Here is a 26299-nt window from a genome sequence, read left to right as displayed (position 1 = left end):
GGTATTAGCTGGTCAAGGATGGCGATCATACCTCAGAAGCCGCGCCACGCCTCGCTCATATGAGGGGATGGTTAAGGTCTTGATTACCAGAGCCAGCTTTTGCTCGTCCGCTTAATATGCTGCTGGATAATAGTTTGCGATATTTAAAACAAAATGGTCAGCATTGACGGCATGAGAAAATATCACTATTAAGTTGAGCTAAATAATCCACGAGTCAAATTGTGACGGAATAATAAAGCCGGTGGGGAACTTTCCTGACTGGTGTTTTTCAATACGTTTCAATATTCATTAAATCTGTTTTTATTCATATGCATAGAGTGAGTTTGCTTATGCGAAATAGATTGTTAGCGCTGGGTTGAATCTCTTTACATTAATGGCGAATTGATAGCCTGACTTCATCTCGGCTACTGTCCCCTCTCGATTCGTTTGGGTAGCAAACGGATACATCCATAATAACGACAGAGACTGGACGCATTGATAAAGAGTCATCTTTATTGATTTTATCCTGCCTAAAGGAGCCGGAATAATGAGTGGTTTATCTTCCCATCAAATTGCCCGTGAGATATTTGCCGAGTTGTTGCCCTATCGTCGCCGCTTCCCCGATCCCATCCTGAACCGGCACAGCGAAGAGCAGGAGGTGGCGGCCATCCAGATCCCCCGGTTGCAGGCCTTCATCGAGCGGGGCGAAACCATTACCTGCGTCTTGCCCGCTTTTCCCACCAAGTCGCCGAACCCGAACAAGGTACTTGGCACCCTGCCGGACATGGCGGAGCGCCTCTCCCTCAGCTTTCTCAATCACCTCTGCCAGCGCATCCAGCTGCACTACCGGCCCGGCATGCGGATCCTTATTTGCTCGGATGGCCATGTCTTCGGCGATCTGATCCGGGTATCGGATCAGGCCATCGATGCCTATCAGGCCCACATAGAGCAGCTGATCCTGGAGCTGGGGGCGACCCACCTCGGGGTCTTTCACCTGGGGATGGTGGCGGGCATGGCCGAGTTCTGCGCCAGCAGTGATTTCGACACCCTGCGTGAACAGCTGGTTGAGCGTTATGCCGAGCCGCTGGCGCAGATAAGCGAGGAGGTGAAGACCACGGAGGAGGGGGTTCGTCTCTATCGCGCCATGACCCGCTTCCTCTATGAAGACAGTCAGCTGCCGGACACGCCACTCTCCAACACGGCGCTGCAGCGGGATGCCAAGTCGCGCACCCACGGCGTGATCCAGCGCAGCCGCGCCTGGGGCAAGCTGCTGGCGGAGCGCTTCCCCGAGGCCATCCGTCTCTCCATCCACCCCCAAGCCAGCCACAGCCTGAAGATGGGCATTCACATGCTGCCGACCCGGGATGACTGGCTCACCCCCTGGCACAGGGTCGCAGCCAATCTGGATGGCCAGTTCGTGCTGATGAAACGGCGCGACGTGCTGGCCCTGGAGCACGAACTGGTCCATATCCACGGTCGTCCGAGCCACTACCTGATCCACAGCAAGCGGGCCGCCGCCTGAGGAGTTCACCATGACAGCATCCATTATTCCCCTCGGCGGCGAGCTCTGCCGCATTCATCCCCACGCTCCCTTTGGCCTGCTGATCGAACCGGCCAGGAGCGAGCAGCCGGTGCAGGCTCTGCCGGTCGGGTCGCTGCGCGAACTGGCCCGTCGCCACGGCGTGCTGATCCTGCGTGGCTTTGCTTCGGGCTTTGTCGACCCCGAGCGGCTGACCCATTACGCCGAGCGCTGGGGCGAGATCATGATGTGGCCCTTCGGCGCCGTGCTGGATGTGAAGGAGCACGAGAACGCCACCGATCACATCTTCGACTCCAGCTATGTGCCGCTGCACTGGGATGGCATGTACAAGCCAACCGTGCCGGAGTTCCAGCTGTTTCACTGCGTGCATGCACCGGCCGCCGATGAGGGCGGACGCACCACCTTCATCAATACCCGCCAGCTGCTGGTGGATCTCGATGGCGAGCGGCTGGCCCGCTGGGAGCGAGTGCGGATCACCTATCGCATCAAGCAGGTGGTGCACTACGGTGGCGAGGTGACCTCGCCTCTGCTGGTGCCTCATCCTGTGAGTGGTGAAACCGTCATGCGCTACAGCGAGCCGCCGCGCGAGGGGGTTCGCTTCCTCAACCAGCATGCGCTGCAGATCGAGGGGATCCCGCCCGAGGATCAGGGCGCCTTCCTGCAGGATTTGCACGAGCGACTCTACGATCCGCGCTACTTCTATGCCCACCAGTGGCAGCCGGGGGATGTGGTGATTGCCGACAACCTCGGCCTGCTGCACGGGCGGGAAGGCTTCACCGCCCGCTCGGCGCGCCACATCCAGCGGGTCCATATCCAGGCCAGTCCGCTCTGCCTCAACCCGGCGCTGGTGCCGCAAGGGGTGGCGTGATGGCGACCATTTTGCTGGCGGCCACCGCCACCCCCGGCCACGTCAACCCCATGCTGGCGGTGGCCCGCCTGCTGGTGGGGAAGGGGCACAGGGTGCTGATGCTGTGCGGCGCCCTGTTCGAAAAAGGTATCCGCCAGAGCGGCGCAGAATTTGTGTCCTTCTCCCCCGAGGTGGATTTTGACTACCGGGCGCTGGAGCAGCACTTCCCCGAGCGTGCCGAGTTGAGCGGCACAGCCCAGATGGCGCTGGCACTCAGGCGTTTCTTCGCCGCGCCCATCCCGCAGCATGACAGCCGGTTGCGGGTGCTGATCGCTGAAGAGGGGGTGGATCTGCTGCTGGTGGAGAACGGCTTCTACGGAGTGCTGCCGCTGCTGCAACAGGCCCGCAGCCAGCGCCTTCCTATCCTGATGCTGGGGGTGAACCCCGTCTCTTTCTCGAGCCCGGATGCCATCTTCTACGGCCCGCGCATCGCCCCCGAGCTGCGCCACTCCCTTGGCGAGCTGCCCTGGCTGGATGAACAGACCCGGCAACTGCAAAAGGAGGTGCAGCAGAGCTTCGATGCTGCCCTGGCCGAGGCGGGGGCACCGCCGCTGGCGGCTCCCTTCACCGATGTGATGGTGACGGCGCCGGATGCCTTCCTGCAGCTCTCCTGCGCCGGCTTTGAATATGAGCGGCCGGAGCTTGAGGGGCTGATCCGTCATATCGGCCCCCTGCTGCCACCCAGGATTGCGTTGACGCCGCCGCCCTGGTGGGAACGGCTGGATGGTCGGCCGCTGGTCATTGTCAGCCAGGGCACCCTGGCCAACGTGGATCTGGGGCAACTGCTGATCCCGGCCATGCAGGGGCTGGCGGGTGACGAGGTGCAGTTGCTGCTGACCACGGGCGGGCGGGATCCGGCGCAGCTGGGGCCATCCATCCCCGCCAATGTCATCGTCACCGACCATGTACCGTTCGAGCTGGCGCTGCCCCGTGCCGCCGTGCTGGTGACCAACGGCGGCTATGGTTCTGTGCAGGCCGCACTGGCCCACGGGGTGCCATTGGTGGTGGCTGGCACAGGGGAGGACAAGGCCGAGGTGGCTACCCGGGTGGCATGGAGTGGCGTTGGCATCAATCTGCACAGCAACGAGCCGACGGCAGAGGCCGTGGCTGCGGCAGTGCGCAAGGTGGTGCACGAGCCCCGCTATCGGGCACGGGCGCGCCTGCTGGCCGACGAGATGGGTAGGCTGGATGCCAGGGCCGCCATCAGGGAGGCCGTGACCCGCCTGCTTGCCAGCGCCTGCTGAAGAGAGGGAGACTCATGGGTCTCCCTTTTGTTCATGCTCTACTCATTTGCTGATTGCTAGCTTGGCAAGGGTAAAAATGACAAGTCAGGGGCTGTGAATAGACTGTTCATGCAAAAAGAGCCATCCTGACGTTGAAATTTTGTCCGACTCAGGGAAGAATGCGCGCTCGGTGATTGGCCTCGGGCGCAAGGTGACTCGTCACAGGTCAGACCGAGGATGACACGGCCCCCGGCCAACTTGGTACAGGAAACCACACAGGAATTTTATGAATCCTTTTCGCACTGCCGCTTCGGCCCTTTTATTTACGCTGACGCTGGTCAGCTATCAGGCTGCTGCCGTTGAATACCAGCTGCCCGCTGCCAATAGCCGCCTGATCGGTGAGAACCTGGAGTATGTGGTACCCGCGGACAATCGCCCGCTGGAGCAGATCGCCTCCGACTTCCAGTTGGGCCTGACCAACATCATGGAGGCCAACCCCGGGGTCGACCCCTATCTGCCGACACCGGGCAGCACGCTGATCATTCCTCATCAGCTGATCCTGCCGAATGCGCCCCGTGAAGGTATCGTCATCAACGTGGCCGAGATGCGCCTCTACTACTACCCGAAAGGCAAGAATGTCGTCGAAGTGCTGCCCATCGGTATCGGCCAGCTGGGGGTGAATACCCCGGAAAACTGGATCACCAAGGTTGAACGCAAGCGTGCCAACCCGACCTGGACTCCGACCGAGAACATTCGTCGCCGTTATGCGGCCCAGGGCAAGACACTGCCTGCGGTCTGGCCCGCGGGTCCGGACAACCCCATGGGTCTGCATGCCCTCTATATCGGCAACCTGTATGCCATCCACGGTACCAACGCCACCTTCGGCATCGGTCTGCGAGTGAGCAGCGGCTGCGTGCGCCTGCGCGCCGACGACATCAAGTACCTGTTCGACAACGTGCCGGTCGGCACCCGCGTCCAGTTCGTCAATCAGCCGGTCAAGTCCACGGTCGAGCCCGATGGCGGTCGCTACATGGAAGTCCATGAGCCACTGTCACGCAACGAGGAAGAGTTCAACTCCTCGGCGTCAGTGCCGCTTCCCATGACTCCTGCCATTACTCGCTTCATCGCTCATGCTGACAGCGACTCCAATGTGGTCAAACAGGTGCTGGAACAGCGTACCGGTATGCCGACGCGTCTCAACCCCTGAGCCTGATGGCTTGAATGTGAGACTCGGTAATGACAACGGCGACCTTATGGTCGCCGTTGTTGTTTCTGTCCTCGGCAGTGGGATTATTTGTGGCTGATGGTGACGATCGCCATTGTGCGGCCTTCATCGACCCACTGGTAGGAAACCTGACTGTGGGAGAGGCTCATTGACGCCTCTCTTGCCAGCTGTTGCAGATCAACTGTCTCGGTTGTTTGTGAGGGGCCGGAGAGGCAGGTGACCTGCATCTGCTTCTCTTGCTGGTTGACGCGGCAGGCATCTTCCACGATGGCGCCGCTGAAGGTGATGCGTCCTGTGCTGCTTGCCGAAGCGGCCTGTGCCATCGATATGCCCAGTGTGGCGAGGGTGATCGCCATTGCGATTGTCTTCATGCAGACCTCCATATTGTCTTGCACTTTGGTAGGAAACCGCGTTTTCATTGCCTTGCATTGTCAGTATCGACGGTGCCAGGCGGGGCATGAGCATTATTTGACCATTAGTCAGCAAGCTCCAAGCCACAGGTCAGAATAAAAAAGAGGGCAACCCTTGGGGTTGCCCTCTTGCTGTTCAGAACGGGACAAAGTGCCATTTTCTCTTTAAATGCGGGGGTTACTTGCCCGCAATGTTCAAACCACCAAAACGGATCAGCGGCGCGTAGAAGCCCTTGCCATCGTTGTGCTTCAGACGGTCACCGACCGCTTCCAGCTCGCCGAGCAGGCGGTAGAAGTTGCCTGCGACCGTGATGCCGCGCACCGGCTGGATTCGCACGCCATTCCGGCACAGGAACCCTGACGCGCCGAACGAGAAGTCACCGCTCACCGCATCGGCCCCTGAGTGCAGGCCATCGAGTTTGACCAGCTCCATATACTCGCCGGTTTTGACTTCTGCCTCGCTGTGGGGACCTGTGCCAAACACCAGATGGCGCGCGGTCACATCGAGGGCGCTGCGGGCACCGCGGGCGGCCGAGCCGTTACTGGCGACGCCAAAGTGGCGGGCGGTGGCGCTGTTGTGAAGCAGGGTTTTCAGCTCGCCCTCGCCAATCAGCAACAGATCCGAGGTGGCTGTCCCCTCGCCATCGAACGCCTTGATGTTCATGCCACCCGGCATATAGGCCCGGCTCTCCAGGGTGAGCCAGCGGGAGGCCACAGACTGGCCCACCTTGTCTCGCCAGGGGTTGATCCCCTGCTGGGCCCACTTGCCCGAGAGCGCTGCCTGGAAGCAGCCAAACAGGCTGGCGAAGCAGTTGGTGCTGAAAATGGCGCTATAGCGACCGCTCGGTACCGCTTCCCCCGGCAACAGGTCATGGGCCACGGCGTAGATCTGTTCGACAAGGGTATGGCTATCCAGCTCGTCGAAGCGGCGGCCATACTGCCCTTGCGAGTGCATCGACTGGCGGCCATCCCGCTCCACCAGCGCCGAGGTATAGCAGCCGACGCTGAATTCACTGTGCTGGCAGAGGCTGCCCAGGCTGTTGGCGAGCCAGAGGCGGCTCTCCCCCTCGAAGAAGCTGTTGTAGGGGGCACCGGTCACATCAGGTTGCGCCAGCATATCCGCCTCGAGGCGCAGGGCCAGGGCGATCTTCTCCTCCACCGCCGTGGTATCGGGCTGGTTTATCTCGGTGCAGTCGGTGCTGATCCGGCTGCCGGCAACCGAGATGCGCTGATCCGGGTCCACCTTGGCAAAGCGGCTGGCATCCAGTGCATCCTGCAGCATGGCATCGAGGGCTGCCTCATCGAGGGATTCCGAGTAGGCGATGCCGACCCGGCCATCCTTGATCAGACGGATACCGAGCTGCTGGCTGCTGGTGACCTTGTATTCCCCGAGCTCCCCCTTGTCGGCCTTGAGGGAGAAGGCTTTGTCCTGATTGGCGATGATATCCGCCTCGGCGCCCAGATCGGCGACCTTCTCCAGCAGGCGGGTGAGCAGGTTGTTCATATTGAGTGTGCTCATCAGGCGTTCCCTCCTACCAGGATCTTGTCAACTTTCAAGGCGGGTTGGCCGACAGACGTGGGTACCGAGCCCGAGACGGAGCCGCACATGCCGGCGGCCAGCGCCAGATTGCTTCCGACCATGGAGATCTCTTTGAGCACTTGCGGGCCCGTGCCGATCAGGGTCGCCGATTTGAGCGGGCGGGTGATCTTGCCGTGCTCGATGAGATAGGCCTCCTGCACGTTGAAGTTGAACTCGCCGGTACCCGGTTGCACCGAGCCGCCCCCCATCTTTTTGGCATAGATGCCGTACTCGACCGTGGCCAGCATGTCGTCGAGGCTGTGGTTGCCCGGTTCGATATAGGTGTTGCGCATGCGCGAGGTGGGGGCGTATTTGTAGGATTCGCGTCTTCCCGAGCCGGTGCGGGCGTAACCTGTCTTGAGGGCGCCCATTCTGTCCACCAGAAAACCGGTCAGCACGCCGTCTTTGATGAGCTGGGTGTGCTGGGTCGCCATCCCTTCGTCATCGACGTTGATGGAGCCCCAGGCGTTGCTCTGCAAGCCTTCATCCACAGCGCTGACTGCCGGATTGGCGATCAGCTGGCCCATTTTGTCGTGGAATACCGAGGCCTTCTTGGCGACCGAGGTGGTCTCCAGCAGGTGGCCGCAGGCCTCGTGGAAGATGACGCCGCCAAAGCCGCTCTCCATGATGACCGGCAGGGCGCCGCTCGGGCAGGGGGCCGCACCCAGTTTCACCAGCGCCTGCCGAGTGGCGGTGAGGGCCAGCTCGCGCGGATCGATACGATCTGCGTGTTCCCAGCCCATCAGGGCGCCGGGCGCCTCATAGCCTACGCTCTGCTCGCTCCCCTTAACGGCGATGGTCTGGGCCATGATGCGGTTGTAGTGGCGGCGATCGCTCACCTGCAACCCTTCGCTGTTGAAGATCTCCACCTCCTGCTCCCAGCCCAGCACATTGCCGGAGAACTGGCTCACCTTGCTGCTTTCGGCGCGGGCCACCGCATCCATGGCGTGCAGATAGGCAATCTTCTGCTCCAGCTGCTTGTCGGCTGACAGCGGCAACGCTACCGGGTTGCGATCGGTCAATCGGGTGAAATCGAAGGCGGTGGCGGTCACCACCGGGTCGCGTCTGTCTTTGGCCGCCAGCAGAGTGACGATGCGCAGCAGCTCGTCGCGGCTGGCCAGATTGGTGTAGCCGTAGAGCACCTTGTGGCCGTAGCACAGGCGCACGCCTATGCCGAAATCGAGGCCGCCACTGATGTTCTCTATCTGGCTGGAGAGCAGGCTGAGCTGGCTGCGGCGTTTGCGCTCCACAAACAGCTCGGCGAAGTCAGCACCCAGCGCCAGCGCGTGATCGAGTACGTCGCGGGCAATGGCGGGGGCCAACAGGGAGAATGGGGTCATAGAATATCCTTTTCTGGTCTGTTCCTGTTTGCTTCCGACACCCGTTCTGATTGTGTTATGGGGTGTCGATTGCATTGTTGCAGACCAGCACAAAAAAGTCGCTATAGCGTCAAGCGATGATACCGATTGAGAAAATCGGTGCGATAACTGCGCCCGTACGGCCAATGCATCGGGACACTGGCCGTCGGTCAGGGGCTCACAACAGTTCGTGGATCTCGCCGAGGATCTGGTCGACCCACTGCTCGATGCGAGATTCGGTCTGGTCATACTGGTTGGCGTCATCGAGGGCCAGCCCGACAAAATGCCGGCCATCGTCGATCAACGCCTTGGAGGCGTCGAACTCGTACCCTTCGTTTGGCCAGTAACCCACCAGTTTGACCCCCTTGGGCACCAGCTGATCGTGCAAGAGGCCCAGGGCATCTTGATACCATTCGCCATATCCCAGCTGATCGCCCATGCCAAACAGGGCTATGATGCGCCCCTCCAGATTTACATCGGCTATGTCTTCCCAACGGGATTCCCAATCTTCCTGCAGTTCGCCGAAATCCCAGGTGGAGATGCCCAGGATCAGGATGTCGTACTCCTGCATGCGGACAAGGGGCACATCCTTGATGTTATGGATATCGACCAGCTCGGGGCCAATGAGGGCGCGGATCTTCTCGGCGGCCATCTCGGTGTAACAGGTGGTGGAACCGTAAAACAAACCTATCTTCATCGCACTGTCCTTACCGTAAAACAGATCGCTCTTCATCCTGGCGGCGCGTGGGGCGTACGCGCCCGGAGGCAACAGGGAGGGGCGCCAGTTTAGCAGATAGACCGACGCCCTTCACGGGGCAAGCGTGGTACCGCCCCTCAGATCCCGCTGTCGTCCGGCGCCGGGCGCGCTACAATGAGCCACCGTTTGCCCAAGACCCAGTACCATGACCAAGCCAGCCCCCGCCGTGCACAATCATCCCCTGATCGAACCCTTTCTCGACGCCCTCTGGCTGGAGCGGGGACTCTCTGACAACACTGTCAGCTCCTATCGCAGCGATCTGGAGAAATTTGCTTTCTGGCTCGACGGGCAGGGGGGCTCTTTGTTGCTGGCGGGGATGGATGACATCCAGCACTATCTCGCCTGGCGGGTGGACCACCAGTTTGCCGCCAGCAGCACGGCTCGCTTTCTGTCTGCCCTGCGCCGCTTTTACCAGTATCTGAACCGCGAAAAGCTGCGCAGCGATGATCCGACCGTGTTGCTGGAGGGGCCCAAACTGCCCAAGAAGCTGCCCTCTGATTTGAGTGAAGCCGAGGTGGAAGCACTGTTGCAATCACCGCTGGTGGACGACCCGCTGGAGCTGAGAGACAAGGCGATGCTGGAGCTGCTCTACGCCACTGGGCTGCGGGTATCCGAGCTGGTGGGACTCACCGCCGAGCATGTCAGCCTGCGTCAGGGGCTGGTGCGGGTGGTAGGCAAGGGCAACAAGGAGCGACTGGTGCCCATGGGGGAGGAAGCGGTGCACTGGCTGGAGCGTTACTACCGGGAGGCCCGCACCCTGCTGTTGGGGGGGGCCAGCTCGGATGTGGTATTTCCCTCCAAGCAGGCCCGCATGATGACCCGTCAAACCTTCTGGCACAGGATCAAGCTCTATGCCCAGCGTGCTGGTATCCGCGGGGAGTTGTCTCCACATACCCTGCGCCACGCCTTTGCTACCCATCTGCTCAATCATGGCGCCGATCTGCGGGTGGTGCAGATGCTGTTGGGCCATGCGGATCTCTCCACTACCCAGATCTATACCCATGTGGCCAATGAGCGACTCAAGGCGCTGCACGGCGAGCACCATCCACGTGCCTAAGCGCGCTGCAAGCGATTCTTGCCCGTTTGCTTTGCCTGATAGAGGGCAGCATCCGCGCGGGCCATCACACTGTCCGGTGGGGTATCGAGGGATTCGGCAATACCGCCGCTAAAGGAGACGCTCAAGCCTGGTTCACGCCAATCCTGCTGACCCATGCTGGCGCGCCACAGCTCCATCAACTGCTGCGCGCTGGCAATGTCAGTTTGTTCAAAAATAGCGACAAACTCTTCTCCCCCAAAGCGGCAAAGGGTTGCATGTTCCCCCAGCAATTGGTTACCGAGCTGAGCGGTGCGCTTTAAGACGGCATCGCCGATTGGATGGCCATAGGTATCATTGATTCGTTTGAAGTTATCAATGTCGATAATCGCCAATATGTATTGGTGATTATCTCTGTGTAGCGTGGCCAGGGTCTCTTCCAGATGGCGGCGGTTGTATAAGCCGGTTAAAGCATCACGCAGAGATTTCTCTGTCTCTGCCTGCATTTTGTCTGAAATCATCACTATTTCATCTTCCAGTTCTTCAATGCCGGCCAGTTTTGGGATCACAATTTGTTGTCCTGCTGGTGTGACCCTTAATTGGCGCACGACTTGAACCAATGTGCTTATTGTATGCTCCAGTCGCTGTCTGAAAATAATAGCGACCAGCGTAAAAATAGAGAGCGACAATATCAGGCTGATTAATGTGGTTGGCAACATTTCACCAATCAAAAAACTGTTGGTAAAAGGGAAAACTGTGATGACCAGCCAGGACGGATTATTATGCAATGCATGGTAAGCGATGAGCTCTCCATCCGTATTCATGAATGAGCCATTGCGACCTTTCAGTTCATCAGTCCAGGATGTGACCAATGGCATGCCGTTTTCAAGCGGATCACTGTGGGCGATAACCAGTCTGCTGCCTCGGTCGTAAAGCATATAGCCGACCTTGTCACCGCTCTCCAGCAGCCTGCCTATTCTGGCTGAAAAAACCTTCAAGTTGAGATCTATTCCGATTACTCCCAGAAAATTGCCTTTATTATTCAGTACTGCGTGAGAAAGCGTTACGACAGGTGTTTTTTGAACGGCATCAATATAAGGTGAGCTCCAGATACTGGTACCTGGCTTTTCCATCGCATTCTGGTACCAAGTTCGTTGGGTTACATTGATATCTTGTGGCATGGATGCCAGCGAGAAGTTGGTTTGCTCATTATTTTTTAATACATAATAAACCGTTTTTATCGGTCCGTCAGGATAAAGAAGATATTGCCAAATGTCGTGATATCTGGTTCGCAAGGAAATCGGCAATTGGCCATCGTTTTTTTTAATGTCATCGATAATGATGTTTATTTGTCGTTCGACAGAAGATAGCGAGTTATCCCATTGCTGGCCAGTACTGTCATTAAAAAAACGCATTGTATTCAGCAGGGTGTTTTTTTGCATCACAGAAAAAAGATATGCGCTGCCCAACGTTGTCAAAACAAGAGGCAGTGCCAGCAAAAATAGAAAGCGAAGAATAAAACTATGATTGGAGCTGGATGAGGGGGTCACTGACATAATCACGATGCCTATATAGCGATGGAATAGGTATAACCATAGCTGATGGGCATCGTGATATGTGGTTGCTGCTTAATATGAGCTGTTTACTTGCCTTGTTGTGACTTGAGCAGATCGCGAATTTCGCTCAGCAGCTCCTGATCCTTGGTGGGACCGGCGGGGGCGGCTGCCTCTTCCTGCCTGCGCTTGAGAGTATTGATGGCTTTGAGCCCCATGAAGATGGCGAAGGAGATGATCAGAAAATCGATGATGGTCTGAATAAATTTGCCGTAGGCGATGACCACGGCCGGGGTTGCACCCTCGGCAGCCTTCAGGGTCACGGCCAGATCGCTGAAGTCCACACCGCCCAGGATCAGGCCGATGGGGGGCATGATGACGTCGCCCACGAAGGAGGAGACGATTTTGCCGAAGGCGGCACCAATGATGATACCGACCGCCATGTCGATGACGTTGCCTCGGGCGGCAAAGGCCTTGAACTCTTGAATCAGACTCATGTTTCCCTCCAAAAATGGGTAAATTGCAGCCGTCGCCGCATCAAAATTTGAATAATCAAGCATCAGGAAAACAGAGGATGGCCGCTTTTTTCCTGTCGTCCCGGCTAGCTTGCTGGGCCGCTGCCCAATTGGCAACCTGTCAGGGAGGGATTTTTTGCAGGTTTCTCTATTAATCAATCAGTAATTAACAAGTTGAGGCCAGGACATGGCCTGAGTTACCTTGTGAGTCCATTCGTTCATGCCAAGTGAGTAAAAGAGTGAAGCATTTACTACTGGGAATGATGCTGCTGTGCACCTTTGCTGCCAGCGCGGGGATGGATCCCCAATTATTGAAACAGCGTATAGAGCAGCGCCTCGGGGTGCAGGTCTATCTGGTGGATGAAACCCCCATGCCCGGTCTCTTCATGCTGGGCACCAGTCAGGGGCCGCTCTATACCGATGCCGGGGGCGACTATGTGCTTCAGGGCATCATGCTGGATCTGGGCCACGACATGAAAAACCTCACCATGCTGGGCCAGCGTCAGCAACGTCAGCGGGCGCTTGCCCAGATTGGTGAACGGCGTATGCAGCTCAAGGCCGAGCCCGAGCGTCACAGCATCACTCTCTTTACCGACCTGGCCTGTGGCAACTGCCGCACCGCGCTGGATGAGTTGCCCGTTTTGCAGGCACAGGGGGTGAGTGTTCAGTTACTGCCAGCGCTGGGAACCTTCGCCGATGTGGCAGAGGCACAGGCACTCTGGTGCGATCCTGGCCTGTTCAGCGAACTTGAGCTCAGTGATCGTTTGCCTGCGACCGGCTGTAATGAGATCCTTGCCCATCATATCGGCCTGAGCCAGTGGCTCGGGATCAAGGCGCTGCCGAGCTGGGTCCTGCCAAACGGGGATCTGGTGCGGGGTTATCAGAGCCCTGAACAACTGCTCAAGATACTGGATCACATCAATGCCCCTGCAAATCCGTCGTCGTCCGCGAGTTGATGATTCCCATCTGCCCGCTACTTTGCACCCACTGCTTCGTCAAGTCTTTGCCAGCCGGGGGGTAGAGGATCCTGCCCTGCTCGAGCGCAGCGCCAGCCAGCTGCTGCCGCCCCAGCGCCTGTTCGGCATGGAGCAGGCGGTACCCCTGCTGGCAGCGGCGCTGACCGCCCAGCAGCGCATCCTCATCGTCGGCGATTTCGACTGCGATGGCGCCACCAGCTCGGCCCTGTGCGTGCTGGCGTTGCGGGCAATGGGCGGCCACCACATCGATTTTCTGGTGCCCAACCGTTTCGAATTCGGCTATGGCCTGACCCCGGAGATAGTCGAGCTGGCGGTGGCACGCGGCGCCGAGTTCCTCATCACGGTGGACAATGGTATCTCCAGCATCGCCGGGGTGGCGGCGGCCAAGGCCGCCGGCATGCAGGTTCTGGTCACCGATCATCACCTGCCGGGCCAGGAGCTGCCTGCTGCCGATGCGATAGTGAACCCCAACCAGCATGGCTGCGACTTCCCCTCCAAGTCCCTGGCCGGGGTGGGGGTGGCCTTCTATCTGATGGCGGCCCTCAACACCCACCTGCGCCAATTGGGCTGGTATGAGCGCCAGGGCATTCGTGCCCCCAATGTGGCGGATTATCTGGATCTGGTGGCGCTTGGCACAGTCGCCGACGTGGTGGCGCTGGATGGCAACAACCGCATCCTGGTGCATCAGGGGTTGCAGCGGATCCGGGCCGGTCGCTGCCGTCCCGGCATTCAGGCGCTGGTGGACGTGTCAGGCCGCGATGGCCGCCGCCTCACCGCCGCCGACCTTGGTTTCGCGCTGGGACCGCGTCTCAATGCCGTGGGCCGGCTCGATGACATGTCCCTCGGAGTCGCCTGTCTGCTCAGCGAGGATCTCAATCTGGCGCGCCAGCTTGCTTCCGAAATGGACAGCCTCAATCAGGAGCGCAAGGAGATCGAGCAGGGGATGCAGCAGGAGGCACTCGCTACCCTGGAGCAGATCCGCTTTCGCGATGGCGAGGTGCCCTCCGGCATAGTGCTGCACCGCAACGAGTGGCATCAGGGGGTAGTGGGGCTGGTGGCTTCCAAGGTGAAGGAGAAGTACTACAGGCCGGTGATCGCGTTTGCCGAGAGCAGCGAGACCGAGCTCAAGGGCTCGGGGCGCTCCATTCCCGGCGTGCATCTGCGCGATGCCCTCGAACTGCTCGACACCCGTCATCCGGGCCTGATGGGCAAATTTGGCGGCCACGCCATGGCGGCCGGGCTGACTCTGCCCAAGGCCAATATCGAGGCTTTTGGCCGCGCCTTCGAGGCGGTGATCGGTGAGCTGGTGACCCCGGAGCTGCTGACCGGGGTGCTGCTCACCGACGGCGAACTGTTGCCGGATGAGCTGAGCCTTGAGCTGGCGGAGCTTATTCGCGCCTCCGGCCCCTGGGGTCAGGCCTTCCCCGAGCCGCTGTTTGACGGCGAATTCGTGCTGGTGCAGCAGCGGCTGGTGGGGGAGAAGCATCTCAAGATGATGCTGACTACGGATTCGGGCCATGCGGTGGATGCCATCGCCTTCGGGGTCGATCTCAAGCGCTGGCCGGACGCCTCGGTGAAGCGGGTGCGGCTGGTCTATCGGCTCGATGTCAACGAGTGGCGCGGCAACCGCAGCGTGCAGCTGCTGGTGGAGCATCTGGAAGCCGCCGGCCTCTAGTCCGGCAGCAATAGCGCTCTGTTGATGACAACGGCCACCCTCGGGTGGCCGTTTTGTTATCGGAGACGGCGCTCATCACACCTGATGGACTCGAGTGCCAACGAGAGAGGCCGGTACGCCCCCATTTTTATCCCAGCTTTTAAATGCTGGTTTTGTGGGTAAAGTGGGTGTTTTACATCAAGTTTCGCTTCGTACTGGATGCAAGAATTCAATAAAGAGCATGCCTGTGATATATTCGCCCCTGTTCAATCCCTTGCCTTTTCAAGGAGTCTGACCTTTTGCCACCCCTTGGCCGATCACAGCCGGGATGGATGGCTCTCGCCATCGCCTGCTTACTGTGGCTTGCTGCGTTTACTGCGGCAGGGGTCACTGCATCCGATCTGCCGGCATCTGTTGTGTCTGCGGCCCCGATGCAACTGCACGGGGCGTCCGATCAAGGGTTGGCAAACAGTGTCAGTCTGCCACCTGCCGCTCATTGGCGGCTCGGCGTCGAACAGGGGCGCCGGCTGGAGGGGGCCAATCACCCCCATTTCGACCAGATGCTGCTGGCCTGGTTCCAGCACGACATCCTGGGTTTGCTCTGTGGTTTGTTGTTCTTCCTGCCCCTCATCTACCTCAGGCAGCTGTCAGGTTACTTCGGTTACTTGCACAAACGCCTGCTGATCTGCCACCACCTGCAATTTCGCTTCTGCCACGGCCACTCGCGTCCGGCTTGCTGCTGAGCGCGCACCGGATCCCGGCGTTTCCCCGTCGACTGACTGTTTGACCTCTCTGCTGGCTGATGCCTGCGATCGGTTGCCGCGCCTTGTTGCCCCTGTCTGTGCGCTCTGACCTGTTGGTCAGGGTGCCGTGGCAGGGTTGTTCCCTGCACAAGCTGTGAGCCGACCCAATGGATTATTATGTAAACCTGTTTATTCAGTCGATTTTTGTCGAAAACTTGGCGCTGGCCTTCTTTCTGGGCATGTGTACCTTTCTGGCCGTTTCCAAGAACATCAACACGGCATTTGGCCTGGGCATGACGGTGCTGGTGGTCATGGTGATCGCCATTCCCCTCAACAACCTGATCTACCGTCATATCCTGCGCCCGGGCAGCACCTTCCTCGGGGAGTTTGATCTCGGCTTTCTCGATTTCATCATCTACATAGGGGTGCTGGCGGCCCTAGTGCAGGTGATGGAGATGGTGCTGGACAAGCATTTCCCGGCGCTCCATCACGCCCTGGGCATCTATCTGCCGCTGTTGACGGTGCACTGCGCCATCTTCGGTGGTGTCATGTTCATGGCCCAGCGGGATTACGATTTCATCGAGTCCGTGGTGTATGGAGCGGGTTCAGGGCTTGGCTGGCTGCTAGCCATCGTTGCCATTGCCGGCCTGCGCCAGAAGATGAAGTATTCGGATGTGCCCGAGGGGCTGCGCGGCATCGGCATCACCTTCATAGTGGCAGGGCTGATGTCGCTCGGCTTCATGTCCTTCTCCGGCATGTCGCTCTAGGCACGCAGCCTGTGAAAACGGCCACTTGCGTGGCCGTTTTGCTATTCAGCGGGGGTTATCATCCCCAACAGCCGGTCGTGGACCAGCGGCAGTGTCAGGAAACCGTCTCGATCGAGGAAGTGGCCACCCTGCTCCAGGCTGTAGAGCGGCGCGGCCAGCTGCTCGCTCAGGTGCTGGCAGTAGCGGTAGGGCACTATGGCATCGTCCCGGGAGGCAACGACAACCCGTTGTGGTGCCAGCATCATGATGTGCGCCGGGTCGTAACGCTGGGTCATGAAGGCATCCAGCTCCGGCAGGGTATGCAGCGGCTGGTCGAAACCGGATACCAGCAGGATACCGCCCACCCGGCGGGAGGCGGGCAGGCGGCTGAGCTGGCGCAGTATGGTGATGCAACCAAGGCTGTGGCCCAGCAAGAAGGTATGCTCGTCGTGATCCTGGACAAGGCGGTCCATGGTTTGATCCCAGGCATCAGGCTCGGGATGGTGCGGGTTTGGCATGGCCAGCACCTCGACCTGGATACCGCGGGACTCGAGTTTCTCCTTGAGCCAGGGGAACCAGTGGGACTGGGGGGAGGCGGTGTAACCGTGCACGATAAAGACGCGGGTGTGTGACATCTGCATGATCCTGAAACGGGGTAACAGAGAATGAAAAACCGTACCGCTGCGGCAACTGGCCGAGGCGGCCACATCATAGCAGCCCCCGCCTGACCGCAACACACCCCTGGCGGGATGGGGGCAAGATGATGCTCAACAAAACTAACCCAGCAGCTTGGCCATGTTGTGCCCTGTGATGATGAAGCCTGCCTCCTGATAGAGCGCCAGGGCGCGCGGGTTGTCGTATGCGACCCGCAGCTTGATCTGGCTGATGCCACTGGCCCTGAGACTGGCTTCCAGTGCCGCTATGGCGGCCTTGCCATAGCCCTGGCTGCGCAGGGCCGGGTCGATATAGAAGTCGTAGATAAAGGTGGCGTTATCATCGGCATTGATGGCGTGCCAGAGATAGCCCAGTGACTCTGCCTCTTCTCCCGTCACCTCGCCCGGCATGATGCAGAGCAAACAGTGACCCTGGGTGGCGATCCCCTGTGGCAGGTACTGCAGCAGGGAGGCCTCGGACTTGCGGCGAGCGGTGGCGAGATCATAGCCATGGTTGCTGGCCAGATCTTGTGCGTAGTCCTCGAGGGAGCGGTCGTAGAAGACGGAATAATAGGCAGCGCTCATGGGGAGCAGACGAACGAGGGGGGTTGGCATCTTGGGTATCACTCCTGAAAAAGGAGCGATTACGTTAACGCTATGGCGGGGCGATCGCAAACGACTGATCTAATAAGAAGAGCGCCCTTGGGCGCTCTTCTTAAGTAAAGGAGGGAAGAGATTACTTGACCTCTTCACCCTTGGCTTGCAGGTCCGCATGGTAGGAGGAGCGCACGAAGGGGCCGCAGGCGGCGTGGGAGAAGCCCAGCCCCATGGCGACATCTTTCAGCTCGTCAAACTCTGCGGGCGGCACGTAGCGCTTCACCGGCAGGTGGTGGCGGCTCGGCTGCAGGTACTGACCCAGGGTCAGCATGTTGACACCGTGCTCGCGCAGATCTTTGAGCACCTGCACTATCTCTTCGTTGGTCTCGCCAAGGCCCATCATGACACCGGATTTGGTCGGCACATGGGGATGCATCTCCTTGATGCGACGCAGCAGTTCAAGGGACCACTTGTAGTCTGCACCGGGGCGGGCGACACGGTACATGCGCGGCGCGGTTTCCAGGTTGTGGTTGAACACGTCCGGCGGTGTCTCGCGGAACACCTCCAGCGCCTGCTCCATGCGGCCACGGAAGTCCGGGGTCAGGATCTCGATGCGGGTTTGGGGGCTGTGTTCGCGGATCTGCTTGATGCAGTCGGCGAAGTGCTGGGCACCGCCGTCGCGCAGATCGTCGCGGTCCACCGAGGTGATGACCACGTATTTCAGCCCCATCTCCTTGATGGTGAGTGCCAGCTTCTGCGGCTCGTCGGGATCCAGCGCCAGCGGGCGGCCGTGTGCCACGTCGCAGAAGGGGCAACGACGGGTGCAGATGGCCCCCATGATCATGAAGGTGGCGGTGCCGTGGTTGAAGCACTCGGCCAGGTTGGGGCAGGAGGCCTCTTCACACACTGAGTGCAGCTTGTTCTTGCGCAGCGTGCTCTTGATGTGCTCGATCTTCTGGCTCGACGGCGGCAGCTTGATCCGCATCCAGTCCGGCTTGCGCAGCACTTCCTCGTTGGGATCCGGCATGAATTTCACCGGGATCAGGGCCATCTTGTCGCCATCGCGCAGCTTGACGCCCGGCTCCATACGAACGGGTTTGCTCATGATTCACTCTCGGTGTTTGTTATTGTCTGATTGATAGCCGTTTGGGCCATTTTCATGCCCTCATGGACGCCCGGCATGGGCTTGCTCATGGGGTATCGTCGGCATTCGTGATCGTTTGATAGCCAATCAGGCTGGCCAGTTCGGCCACCAGAATGGCTTGCGCCTCGGCCACGCTTTGCGGGCCGCCCAGGGCGCTGGTCTGGGTCATGGCCATGCCCGCATAGCCGCACGGGTTGATGCGCAGGAAGGGGGTCATGTCCATGTTGATGTTGAGTGCCAGGCCGTGAAACGAGCAACCCTTGCGGATCCGCAGGCCCAGGGAGGCGAGTTTGGCCTCCATGCCCAGCTCGTTGGTCACATAGACGCCGGGGGCATCTGCCTTGGCATAGGCCTGGATATCGCTTTTTGCCAGGGTATTGATGATGGCGGTTTCCAGGCCGGTCACCAGCTCGCGTACCGACAGCTTGCTGCGGCGCACATCCACCAGTACATAGAGCACCAGCTGGCCGGGGCCGTGGTAGGTCACCTGACCGCCACGATCGCTCTGCACCACTGGGATGTCTCCGGGAGCGAGCAGATGCTCGGCCTTGCCAGCCTGGCCCTGGGTGTAGACGGGATCGTGCTCCACCACCCAGAACTCATCCGGGGTATCGCTGGTGCGGTTATCGGTGAAGGCCTTCATGGCATCCCATACCGGCTGGTAGGGGCGGCGACCCAACTGTCTGACTAACAGCTGTGGTTGGGCGGGGATCTGGAGTGACATGGTTCCTCACTGACAGGCGCTTGAGTCGGCAAAACAGGATTGCACAAAATCAATCGCCCCTGGCGGGGCGAGAGAGGTGGCTTACAGAACGTAGCGAACCAGCTCGATCTTGCCGAGAGCTGTGTACATGGCTTCGATATGTTCCTTGCTCTGGGCCGTTACAGTGACCCGCACCGAGTGGTAGTTACCCTTGGTGCTGGGTTGAACGGTCGGGCTGTAAGTGCCTGGGGCGTGCTGCTGCAGCACTTCTACCACCAGATCAGGCAGTGCCGGATCGGCTACGCCGAGCACCTTGAACGGGAACTTGCAGGGGAACTCCAGCAGTTCATCAAACTTGGTATTCATCTACTCACCTTTTGGCGTCATCACGGGATGACCTTATCTTTCATCTTGTGTGGCCAAGTGGCCTATGGCCCATCAGGGCCGCCAGTACAAGTCTATATGGGCATTGCCCGGGCCGGGATCAAGGCCCAGACTGATCGACAAGACATGGAGGTGCTGCTTTTTACCACAAATCAGCTGTCGGCGGAACCTGCAGATTGCAGGGTTATTCGCTCACAGAGACCCGAACTGGAGAGCGGTGCCTATTGGCGCCGCTCTTTTATCACTATTTTATCCTGTGGCTTACTTGAACCAGCTGGTGACCAGCAGTACCAGGTAATCCCACAGACGGCTCATCAGACCGCCTTCCTGCACTTCTTCCAGCGCAACCAGGGGAACCTGCTTGATCTCCTTGTCGCCCTGCTTCAGGAATACTGTGCCCACTCGCTGACCCTTGGCCAGCGGTGCTTTCAGTTCGCTTTCAAGCTGGAAATCCGCCTTCAGGTTGTTGCCCTGACCACGGGTGACCAGCACTGATACGTCCTTGTCGACACCCAGTTTCACTTCCGGCTTGTCACCCATCCAGATCTTCTGGGTGACCAGCTCGGTGCCGGCCTTGTACGGGGTCAGGCTCTGGAAGAAACGGAAGCCGTAGGTGAGCAGTTTCTTGCTCTCGGCAGCGCGGGAACCTTCGCTGCTGGCGCCCAGCACAACGGCGATCAGGCGCATGCCTTCATTGTTGGTGGCGGAGGAGACCAGATTGTAACCAACCTGGCTGACGTGACCTGTCTTGATGCCGTCCACTTGCAGGGACTGATCCCACAGCAGGCGGTTGCGGTTGTGCTGGGTGATGCCGTTGAACACGAAGGATTTCTGGGCGTAGATCTTGTACTCCTCCGGCTGATCGTGGATCAGGGCCTGACCCAGACGAGCCATGTCGCGAGCAGTACTGTAGTGACCTTCTTCATCCAGTCCGTGGGGGTTTTTGAATTGGGTATCTTTCATCCCCAGCTTGGCGGACCAGGCGTTCATCAGGCTGGCGAAGGAGTCAGTGCTGCCCGCCAGGAATTCGGCCATGGCGACGCAGGCGTCGTTGCCGGACTGGATGATGATGCCCTTGTTCAGATCATCGACGGAGACCTGCTTGCCCACCTCGATAAACATCTTGGAGGAGTCGGTGTAGTTTTTGGACCAGGCGTTCTTGCTGATGGTCACCATGTCGGTGTTCTTGATGTTTCCTTCCAGCAGCTCGTGACCAATGATGTAGGAGGTCATCATCTTGGTCAGGCTGGCGGGCGGCAGGCGTTCATCGGCATTGTCTTCTGCCAGTACCTGGCCCGAGTAGTAGTCGATCAGAATATGGGCCTTGGCGGAGATCTCCGGCGCGGCGGGAACGACCATGGGGGCGGCGTTCGGTGTGGGTACAGGTGTGTTGGCCTGGGCGGTGGCGCTTATCAGGGAGGCCAGAATAACTGAACGGGCAAATTTGGACATCTTGAAATTCCTGGAGCCTGGATGGGGGGTAACCCAAATTAAAATGCGGGCTTAACTATACCAGAAGCGCCCGTTGGTCATAGTCCGACGTGCCATCTGGCCTGGTTTTTTATCCATCAATAGTGGGTATCACGCCGGGAAACGACGTGATACCCATCAGATGGCGGTGGCCACCTTCATATGAGCCACACGGCTCAGGGGACGATAAAGGCTTGCTCCAGCCCCCCCTGACGGATCTGTGCCAGCAGGGTGGCCTGCTGATCGGCGGCGATCGGGCCCAGCAGGACACGGAAGAGGGCATTGTGTGTCACCACTTGATACGGTACGCCGTAGCGCTGGGTCATCACCTTGCCCATGGCCTCGGCTCTCTCTTTGGAGCCACTGGCCAGCACCTGGATCATCTTGCCGTCGCCGCTACTGGCGGGGGCAGCAGCCTTGGCCGGTGCCGGTTTGGCTGCCGTGGTTTTGACGGGCGCGGCAGCAGCGGCAGGGGTTGCCATCGCCAGCGCGGTCGGTTCACCCAGGAAGCCGTCTTGCGATATCGTCTTGGGCGCTGCTGCGGCCGCAGTCGTCGGGGTCATTGGGATGGGCTTCATCGGCTCCATGATCATCATCTGATCCGGCGTGTCGTTGATAAGCTCCAGTCGCACGCGGGCCTCGCCACTCGCTACCATATCCAGCTGCTCTGCGGCAGCGTAGGAGAGATCGATGAGACGATCACTGCCAAAGGGACCCCTATCGTTGACTCGCACTATGGTTTCCAGCCCGTTGCTCAGGTTGGTGACCCGCACATAGCTGGGCAGCGGCAGGTTGCGGTGGGCGGCGCTGAACAGTTTGCTGTCCAGCACGTCGCCGTTGGCGGTCTTCTGGCCGTCCAGATCCGGGGCCAGCCAGCTGGCGGTACCCTCTTCGGTATAGTGCTTGATGTCGCGCCACACCTCGTTCTTCTGCTTGCCAATCCAGTAGTCACGGTTGCCGCTGGCACTCAGGGGCTCGGGGCGCGGAATGGCCCCTGTGGCTTGTGGTATCTCTATGACCTGGGGTTTTTCCTGGGGCATGGGCGCCTGCGGCAGGGGGAGTTGTTCCGGCTGGCTGCTACAGGCGGCCAACAACAAGGTCAGGCTGAGCGGGAGAAATTTGTGGCTCTGATGCATACGCTTCCTGGATTGCTTGACTGAGTTGATGCACCGCCATCGCATAGAGAGGGCTGCGGTTATAGCGGGTGATCACGTAAAAATTGTGGCGCGCGACCCAGTATTCCGGTCCATCGGCCTGTTCCAATGCCAGCAATTTCACCGGCGTCTGCGGCGCCAGCGGTGTGGCAACTTCAATGCCGGCGGCGGCCAGCTCTGCCCACTGCTGCTTGAGTTCAGGCTCGGGTCTGAGCAGGGTACTGACGGGGGCCAGACCGATCAAGGCGGGCTCGACGGCAGACTCGCCCCAGCGCCATTGATGCTCGGCGAAATAGTTGGCGACGCTGCCGATGGCATCCACAGGGTTGCGAAACAGATCCCGCCGACCATCGCCGTCAAAGTCGACCGCGTAGTGGCGATAACTGGAGGGCATGAATTGCCCCATTCCCATGGCACCGGCATAGGATCCCTTGAGCGTAGTGAGGGGCCACTGCTCCTCCCGGGCCAGCAGCACCAGCTGGGCAAACTCCTTGGCAAAGAAGTCGCTGCGTTCCGGATAGTGGAAGCCCAGGGTGTAGAGACTGTCGAGCACCGAGTGGCGGCCCATCTGGCGGCCATAGAAGGTTTCGATGCCTATGATGGCGACGATGAGGGCGGCGGGCACGCTATAGGTCTGCTCGGCCCGCGCCAGGACATCGGCATGGCGTTGCCAGAAGCTGACTCCGTCCTGAATGCGGCTTGGCGTCACAAACAGCGGCCGATAGCGATGCCAGGGTTTGGCCTCCCACGGGCGGCTGATGGTGTCCAAGATCTCCTGGCGCAACTGTGCCTTGGCGGCGGCATCCTGCAACGCCGCCAGCGGCACCTGTTGCTGCTCCGCCAGCAGGCTCAGTCGCTCGGGCGAAACGGTCGCGCCCGCTGCCAGCGAGCACAGTGCGAGTGCCAGCCACCATGGTTTCATCAGGCCAGCAGCCTTCTGTGAGTTTGAATCGACATCAGAATGCCGAAGCCCGCCATCAGGGTCACCATTGAGGTGCCGCCATAGCTCACCAGGGGCAGGGGTACCCCCACCACAGGTAGTATGCCGCTCACCATGCCCATGTTGACGAACACATAGACGAAGAAGGTGAGGGTCAGGGCGCCACCCAGCAGACGCTCGAAGCTGTTCTGGGCCTGCATGGAGATAAACAGGCAGCGGCTGATGATGTAGAGATAGATGACCAGCAGCAGAGCCACGCCCACCAGTCCGAACTCTTCGCTGAAGACCGCAAAGATAAAGTCGGTGTGGCGTTCGGGCAGAAACTCCAGCTGGGACTGGGTGCCTTGCAGCCAGCCTTTGCCAAACACGCCACCCGAACCGATCGCTATCTTGGACTGGATGATGTGATAGCCGCGACCCAGGGGGTCTTTCTCGGGGTCTAGCAGCATCAGTACCCGCTGGCGCTGGTAGTCGTGCATCAGGAAGAACCAGAGTACCGGCATGAAGGCGCAGATCAGCATCACCGCCAGAGCAATCAGCCACCAGCTGATCCCCGCCAGGAAGATGACGAAGAAGCCGGAAGCGGCCACCAGTATGGAGGTACCGAGATCGGGCTGGGCCGCGATCAGCAGGGTCGGCAGCAACACCATCAGCAGCGCAATGACCACATGGCTGAATTTGGGAGGCAGGGAGTGGCGACTGAGCCAGGCTGCCACCATGACGGGCATGGAGAGCTTCATCACCTCAGAGGGCTGGAACTTCATGAAGCCGAGATCAAGCCAGCGCTGCGCCCCCTTGCCGATGTGGCCAAACACGTCCACCGCGATCAGCAGCAAGACCACGACCACAAACAGGGGGACAGCCCAGCGCGCATAGAGTGAGGGAGGCAACTGGGCCAGGCCTATCATCAGGCCGAAGGCCAAGCCGCCGCGTACCAGCTGGCGCACTATGGAATCCACATCCTGACCGGAAGCGGAGTAGAGCACCACCATGGAGAGGGACATCAGGGCCAGCAGGCCGAGCAACAGCGGCAGGTCGATGTGCAGTTTGTACCAGAGACTCTGCTGCCGTGAGGAATTACTCATTGGGAACGACCTCGCTTGGTGGGGACGACGGCTTGGGCGCTGGTGGCAACTGGGGCTCAGGCGGTACCAGATAGGCATCCAGCATCTGGCGCGCCACGGGCGCTGCCATGCTACTGCCACCACCGGCGTTTTCCAGCACCAGGGCCACCACGGCCTTGGGCGCATCAAAGGGGGCAAAGGCGACGAACAGTGCGTTGTCGCGATGCTCCACCTTCATGGTGCTGGCGTTGTAGACCTGATTCTCTTTCATGCCCACCACCTGGGCGGTACCCGACTTGCCTGCAGCCTTGTAGGGGGTGTTGGCAAAGGCACGCCGCCCGGTTCCTTCATGGCCGTTGATGACGCGCCACATGCCATCCCTGGCCACTTGCCAGTAGCTGTCGCTCTTGGCCTGAAGGGCGATATTGGGGTTGACGGGGGCGTTGACCACGCCCTCTTGCGAGGCGGTGCTCTTGAGCAGGTGTGGCGTCACGTCGTGGCCGTTCTGGGTCAGTATGCTGGTGGCCTTGGCCAGCTGGATCGGTGTGGAACTCCAGTAGCCCTGACCTATACCGATGGAGATGGTGTCCCCCTGATACCAGGGCTGGCGCCAGCGTGCCATCTTCCAGTCGCGGGACGGCATGACGCCTCGGGTCTCTTCATACAGATCCACGCCGCTATACTGGCCGAAGCCGAACTTGGTCATATAGCTGTGGATCTTGTCGATACCGACCCGATAGGCGAGATCGTAGAAATAGGTATCCGCAGATACCTCGATGGCGCGGTAGACATCGAGCCAGCCGTGACCCCATTTACGCCAGTCACGAAACTTCTTGGTGGTGCCCGGAATGGAGAAGCTGGGGCCGCCGAAGTAGCGATAGTTGGCGGTGATGGCCCCTTCGTTCAGCCCCATTACCGCCATCATGGGTTTGACGGTGGAGGCGGGTGCATAGATTCCCTGGGTGGTACGGTTCACCAGCGGGCGTGCCGGATCGTTGAGCAGCGCCGAATAATTGGTGTTGGAGATGCCGGTCACGAACAGGTTGGGGTCATAGCTGGGGCTCGACTCCATGGCCAGGATGGCGCCCGTATTGGGATCCATCATGACGATGGCGCCCCGGCGACCGGCCAGCAGTTCCTGAGCCTTCAGTTGCAGGCGGATGTCGATGTTGAGGTAGATGTCCTTGCCAGGCTCGGGCGGCTGGAATTTGAGGGTGCGCACCACCCGGCCGCGGTTGTTCACCTCGACCTCCTGATAACCGGCTACCCCGTGCAGCTGATCCTCGTAGAATTTCTCCACCCCCTGCTTGCCGATGTCTTTGGTGGCGGCATAGTTGGCGAATTTTTCCTCTTTCTTGAGGCGAGCCTCATCCTGGGTGTTGATCTTGGCCACATAGCCCAGCGCATGGGTGAGGGTGTCACCAAACGGATAGTAACGCTTGAGGTAAGCCTCGATGCTGGCGCCCGGGAAGTTGTGCTGGTTGACCGAGAAGAGGGCGACCTGATACTCGGTCAGCTTCTCGAACAGGGGGACCGGCTTGAAGCGGCGCTGACGCTTGACCTCGGCCAGGAACTTCTCCTTGGTCCCCTCTGGCAGCGCCAGCAAGGTGATCAGCTCATCGGCGGTCTTGTCCAGATCCCGGGTTTCTTCCGGCACGATTTCCAGGCTGTAAACCGGGCGGTTTTCCGCCAGCAGCACGCCGTTGGCGTCATAGATGAGGCCCCGCGGCGGCGCCACAGGCACAACCCGGATCCGGTTGTCGTTGGATCGGGTCTGATAGGTTTCGAAGGACTCGACCTGCAGGTAATAGAGATTGCCCAGCAACACCAGCATCAGCACCACCATGCCGATGTAGGCGACCAGGGTGCGTCGGAAGAAGAGGCGGCCTTCGGCGCTGTGGTCGCGCATTTCGATGCGATTCTTCAGCATGCCGCTACCTTATGGCTGACGAAGGGAGAAGACAAAAACCCCATGGGTTATTCCCTGTGAT

Annotated in this window: 25 protein-coding genes; 9 read left to right on the top strand and 16 right to left on the bottom strand. The window is 59.8% G+C overall.

Features of this window, described 5'->3' with window-relative positions; translation table 11 throughout:
• Nucleotides 1-526 precede the first annotated feature (526 nt).
• The 4 genes from OKC28_RS17895 (at nucleotide 527) to OKC28_RS17880 (ending at nucleotide 4856) form a co-directional block, all read left to right on the top strand.
• Nucleotides 527-1501 carry an isocyanide synthase family protein gene (locus tag OKC28_RS17895; protein WP_270690682.1) on the top strand — a complete coding sequence of 325 codons (975 nt, stop codon included), beginning with the start codon at nucleotides 527-529 and terminating at the stop codon, nucleotides 1499-1501.
• Between the two features lie 10 nt (nucleotides 1502-1511).
• Entirely contained in the window at nucleotides 1512-2387 is an 876-nt protein-coding gene (locus OKC28_RS17890) for a TauD/TfdA dioxygenase family protein (RefSeq protein ID WP_270690679.1), read from the top strand.
• Nucleotides 2387-3670, top strand: a complete 1284-nt coding sequence (locus OKC28_RS17885) for a glycosyltransferase (RefSeq protein ID WP_270690676.1) — start codon at nucleotides 2387-2389, stop codon at nucleotides 3668-3670. The genes OKC28_RS17890 and OKC28_RS17885 overlap by 1 nt, the downstream gene beginning before the upstream one ends.
• Before the next feature lie 265 nt (nucleotides 3671-3935).
• Nucleotides 3936-4856: a L,D-transpeptidase family protein gene (locus OKC28_RS17880; RefSeq protein ID WP_111587321.1), complete on the top strand. Its 921-nt coding sequence runs from the start codon at nucleotides 3936-3938 to the stop codon at nucleotides 4854-4856.
• Between the two features lie 83 nt (nucleotides 4857-4939).
• Here OKC28_RS17880 and OKC28_RS17875 read toward each other — a convergent pair whose 3' ends face one another.
• From OKC28_RS17875 to fldB, 4 genes are all read right to left on the bottom strand, one after another.
• Nucleotides 4940-5245 (bottom strand): hypothetical protein, encoded by a 306-nt coding sequence (locus tag OKC28_RS17875; protein WP_005317463.1) that lies wholly within the window; start codon nucleotides 5243-5245, stop codon nucleotides 4940-4942.
• Nucleotides 5246-5462: 217 nt separating this feature from the next.
• Nucleotides 5463-6803 carry a TldD/PmbA family protein gene (locus tag OKC28_RS17870; protein ID WP_270690672.1) on the bottom strand — a complete coding sequence of 447 codons (1341 nt, stop codon included), beginning with the start codon at nucleotides 6801-6803 and terminating at the stop codon, nucleotides 5463-5465.
• On the bottom strand, nucleotides 6803-8203 hold the full coding sequence (locus OKC28_RS17865; RefSeq protein ID WP_265455748.1) for a TldD/PmbA family protein: 1401 nt from the start codon (nucleotides 8201-8203) through the stop codon (nucleotides 6803-6805). The genes OKC28_RS17870 and OKC28_RS17865 overlap by 1 nt, the downstream gene beginning before the upstream one ends.
• Nucleotides 8204-8399: 196 nt before the next feature.
• Entirely contained in the window at nucleotides 8400-8918 is a 519-nt protein-coding gene (gene fldB / locus OKC28_RS17860) for a flavodoxin FldB (RefSeq protein ID WP_005317454.1), read from the bottom strand.
• 205 nt (nucleotides 8919-9123) lie between these two features.
• On the opposite strand from fldB, the gene xerD reads away from it, so the two are divergent.
• On the top strand, nucleotides 9124-10035 hold the full coding sequence (xerD, locus tag OKC28_RS17855) for a site-specific tyrosine recombinase XerD (RefSeq protein ID WP_113719882.1): 912 nt from the start codon (nucleotides 9124-9126) through the stop codon (nucleotides 10033-10035).
• On the opposite strand, the gene OKC28_RS17850 is transcribed toward xerD, so the two are convergent.
• Together OKC28_RS17850 and mscL are read right to left on the bottom strand one after the other, a co-directional pair.
• Entirely contained in the window at nucleotides 10032-11567 is a 1536-nt protein-coding gene (locus tag OKC28_RS17850) for a sensor domain-containing diguanylate cyclase (RefSeq protein ID WP_270690669.1), read from the bottom strand. The genes xerD and OKC28_RS17850 overlap by 4 nt on opposite strands.
• An 86-nt stretch (nucleotides 11568-11653) precedes the next feature.
• Entirely contained in the window at nucleotides 11654-12061 is a 408-nt protein-coding gene (mscL, locus tag OKC28_RS17845) for a large-conductance mechanosensitive channel protein MscL (protein ID WP_270690667.1), read from the bottom strand.
• Nucleotides 12062-12318: 257 nt separating this feature from the next.
• Here mscL and OKC28_RS17840 point away from each other — a divergent pair, with 257 nt between their 5' ends.
• The 4 genes from OKC28_RS17840 to nqrE all read left to right on the top strand — a co-directional run bounded on the left by OKC28_RS17840 (nucleotide 12319) and on the right by nqrE (nucleotide 16220).
• The gene (locus OKC28_RS17840) at nucleotides 12319-13035 is read left to right on the top strand and encodes a disulfide isomerase DsbC N-terminal domain-containing protein (protein ID WP_059111437.1); all 717 of its coding nucleotides are present in this window, start codon (nucleotides 12319-12321) and stop codon (nucleotides 13033-13035) included.
• Nucleotides 13001-14731, top strand: a complete 1731-nt coding sequence (gene recJ, locus OKC28_RS17835; protein ID WP_270690663.1) for a single-stranded-DNA-specific exonuclease RecJ — start codon at nucleotides 13001-13003, stop codon at nucleotides 14729-14731. Before OKC28_RS17840 ends, recJ begins: the two co-directional genes overlap by 35 nt.
• Nucleotides 14732-15126: 395 nt before the next feature.
• A complete protein-coding gene (locus OKC28_RS17830; RefSeq protein WP_270690661.1) occupies nucleotides 15127-15453 on the top strand; it encodes a hypothetical protein in 327 nt (108 codons plus the stop codon).
• 167 nt (nucleotides 15454-15620) lie between these two features.
• Nucleotides 15621-16220: an NADH:ubiquinone reductase (Na(+)-transporting) subunit E gene (nqrE, locus tag OKC28_RS17825; protein WP_017412923.1), complete on the top strand. Its 600-nt coding sequence runs from the start codon at nucleotides 15621-15623 to the stop codon at nucleotides 16218-16220.
• A gap of 41 nt (nucleotides 16221-16261) precedes the next feature.
• Here nqrE and OKC28_RS17820 read toward each other — a convergent pair whose 3' ends face one another.
• From OKC28_RS17820 to mrdA, 10 genes are all read right to left on the bottom strand, one after another.
• Entirely contained in the window at nucleotides 16262-16834 is a 573-nt protein-coding gene (locus tag OKC28_RS17820; RefSeq protein ID WP_270690659.1) for an RBBP9/YdeN family alpha/beta hydrolase, read from the bottom strand.
• A 141-nt stretch (nucleotides 16835-16975) separates the two neighbouring features.
• Nucleotides 16976-17467: a GNAT family N-acetyltransferase gene (locus OKC28_RS17815; protein ID WP_270690657.1), complete on the bottom strand. Its 492-nt coding sequence runs from the start codon at nucleotides 17465-17467 to the stop codon at nucleotides 16976-16978.
• A gap of 121 nt (nucleotides 17468-17588) precedes the next feature.
• On the bottom strand, nucleotides 17589-18554 hold the full coding sequence (gene lipA / locus OKC28_RS17810) for a lipoyl synthase (protein WP_017412924.1): 966 nt from the start codon (nucleotides 18552-18554) through the stop codon (nucleotides 17589-17591).
• Nucleotides 18555-18639: 85 nt separating this feature from the next.
• A complete protein-coding gene (gene lipB / locus OKC28_RS17805) occupies nucleotides 18640-19317 on the bottom strand; it encodes a lipoyl(octanoyl) transferase LipB (RefSeq protein ID WP_270690654.1) in 678 nt (225 codons plus the stop codon).
• A gap of 81 nt (nucleotides 19318-19398) precedes the next feature.
• Nucleotides 19399-19662: a DUF493 family protein YbeD gene (gene ybeD, locus OKC28_RS17800; RefSeq protein ID WP_005317360.1), complete on the bottom strand. Its 264-nt coding sequence runs from the start codon at nucleotides 19660-19662 to the stop codon at nucleotides 19399-19401.
• 279 nt (nucleotides 19663-19941) lie between these two features.
• Nucleotides 19942-21132, bottom strand: a complete 1191-nt coding sequence (locus OKC28_RS17795; RefSeq protein ID WP_059111444.1) for a serine hydrolase — start codon at nucleotides 21130-21132, stop codon at nucleotides 19942-19944.
• A gap of 194 nt (nucleotides 21133-21326) precedes the next feature.
• Nucleotides 21327-22286, bottom strand: coding sequence for a septal ring lytic transglycosylase RlpA family protein (locus tag OKC28_RS17790; protein ID WP_270690651.1), 960 nt, complete (start codon nucleotides 22284-22286; stop codon nucleotides 21327-21329).
• Nucleotides 22228-23226 carry a lytic murein transglycosylase B gene (gene mltB / locus OKC28_RS17785; protein WP_270690649.1) on the bottom strand — a complete coding sequence of 333 codons (999 nt, stop codon included), beginning with the start codon at nucleotides 23224-23226 and terminating at the stop codon, nucleotides 22228-22230. The genes OKC28_RS17790 and mltB overlap by 59 nt, the downstream gene beginning before the upstream one ends.
• A complete protein-coding gene (rodA, locus tag OKC28_RS17780) occupies nucleotides 23226-24329 on the bottom strand; it encodes a rod shape-determining protein RodA (RefSeq protein WP_270690647.1) in 1104 nt (367 codons plus the stop codon). The genes mltB and rodA overlap by 1 nt, the downstream gene beginning before the upstream one ends.
• Complete coding sequence (gene mrdA / locus OKC28_RS17775; RefSeq protein ID WP_021138173.1) at nucleotides 24322-26238, bottom strand: penicillin-binding protein 2; 1917 nt, start codon at nucleotides 26236-26238, stop codon at nucleotides 24322-24324. The genes rodA and mrdA overlap by 8 nt, the downstream gene beginning before the upstream one ends.
• Nucleotides 26239-26299 lie beyond the last annotated feature (61 nt).

This window comes from Aeromonas sp. D3, assembly GCF_027705025.1.
Classification (GTDB): domain Bacteria; phylum Pseudomonadota; class Gammaproteobacteria; order Enterobacterales; family Aeromonadaceae; genus Aeromonas; species Aeromonas salmonicida.
This window is presented reverse-complemented; position numbering and strand designations above follow the sequence as displayed.

Bases quoted from the DNA above. Each gene is read 5' to 3' on its own strand.
- OKC28_RS17895 (WP_270690682.1), top strand. From the start codon at position 527: ATGAGTGGTTTATCTTCCCATCAAATTGCCCGTGAGATATTTGCCGAG.
- lipA (WP_017412924.1), bottom strand. From the start codon at position 18,554: ATGAGCAAACCCGTTCGTATGGAGCCGGGCGTCAAGCTGCGCGATGGC.
- OKC28_RS17890 (WP_270690679.1), top strand. From the start codon at position 1,512: ATGACAGCATCCATTATTCCCCTCGGCGGCGAGCTCTGCCGCATTCAT.
- fldB (WP_005317454.1), bottom strand. From the start codon at position 8,918: ATGAAGATAGGTTTGTTTTACGGTTCCACCACCTGTTACACCGAGATG.
- OKC28_RS17820 (WP_270690659.1), bottom strand. From the start codon at position 16,834: ATGTCACACACCCGCGTCTTTATCGTGCACGGTTACACCGCCTCCCCC.
- OKC28_RS17885 (WP_270690676.1), top strand. From the start codon at position 2,387: ATGGCGACCATTTTGCTGGCGGCCACCGCCACCCCCGGCCACGTCAAC.
- recJ (WP_270690663.1), top strand. From the start codon at position 13,001: ATGCCCCTGCAAATCCGTCGTCGTCCGCGAGTTGATGATTCCCATCTG.
- OKC28_RS17875 (WP_005317463.1), bottom strand. From the start codon at position 5,245: ATGAAGACAATCGCAATGGCGATCACCCTCGCCACACTGGGCATATCG.
- OKC28_RS17880 (WP_111587321.1), top strand. From the start codon at position 3,936: ATGAATCCTTTTCGCACTGCCGCTTCGGCCCTTTTATTTACGCTGACG.
- OKC28_RS17850 (WP_270690669.1), bottom strand. From the start codon at position 11,567: ATGTCAGTGACCCCCTCATCCAGCTCCAATCATAGTTTTATTCTTCGC.
- rodA (WP_270690647.1), bottom strand. From the start codon at position 24,329: ATGAGTAATTCCTCACGGCAGCAGAGTCTCTGGTACAAACTGCACATC.
- OKC28_RS17865 (WP_265455748.1), bottom strand. From the start codon at position 8,203: ATGACCCCATTCTCCCTGTTGGCCCCCGCCATTGCCCGCGACGTACTC.
- OKC28_RS17870 (WP_270690672.1), bottom strand. From the start codon at position 6,803: ATGAGCACACTCAATATGAACAACCTGCTCACCCGCCTGCTGGAGAAG.
- ybeD (WP_005317360.1), bottom strand. From the start codon at position 19,662: ATGAATACCAAGTTTGATGAACTGCTGGAGTTCCCCTGCAAGTTCCCG.
- OKC28_RS17795 (WP_059111444.1), bottom strand. From the start codon at position 21,132: ATGTCCAAATTTGCCCGTTCAGTTATTCTGGCCTCCCTGATAAGCGCC.
- xerD (WP_113719882.1), top strand. From the start codon at position 9,124: ATGACCAAGCCAGCCCCCGCCGTGCACAATCATCCCCTGATCGAACCC.
- mscL (WP_270690667.1), bottom strand. From the start codon at position 12,061: ATGAGTCTGATTCAAGAGTTCAAGGCCTTTGCCGCCCGAGGCAACGTC.
- OKC28_RS17790 (WP_270690651.1), bottom strand. From the start codon at position 22,286: ATGCATCAGAGCCACAAATTTCTCCCGCTCAGCCTGACCTTGTTGTTG.
- mltB (WP_270690649.1), bottom strand. From the start codon at position 23,226: ATGAAACCATGGTGGCTGGCACTCGCACTGTGCTCGCTGGCAGCGGGC.
- mrdA (WP_021138173.1), bottom strand. From the start codon at position 26,238: ATGCTGAAGAATCGCATCGAAATGCGCGACCACAGCGCCGAAGGCCGC.
- OKC28_RS17815 (WP_270690657.1), bottom strand. From the start codon at position 17,467: ATGCCAACCCCCCTCGTTCGTCTGCTCCCCATGAGCGCTGCCTATTAT.
- lipB (WP_270690654.1), bottom strand. From the start codon at position 19,317: ATGTCACTCCAGATCCCCGCCCAACCACAGCTGTTAGTCAGACAGTTG.
- nqrE (WP_017412923.1), top strand. From the start codon at position 15,621: ATGGATTATTATGTAAACCTGTTTATTCAGTCGATTTTTGTCGAAAAC.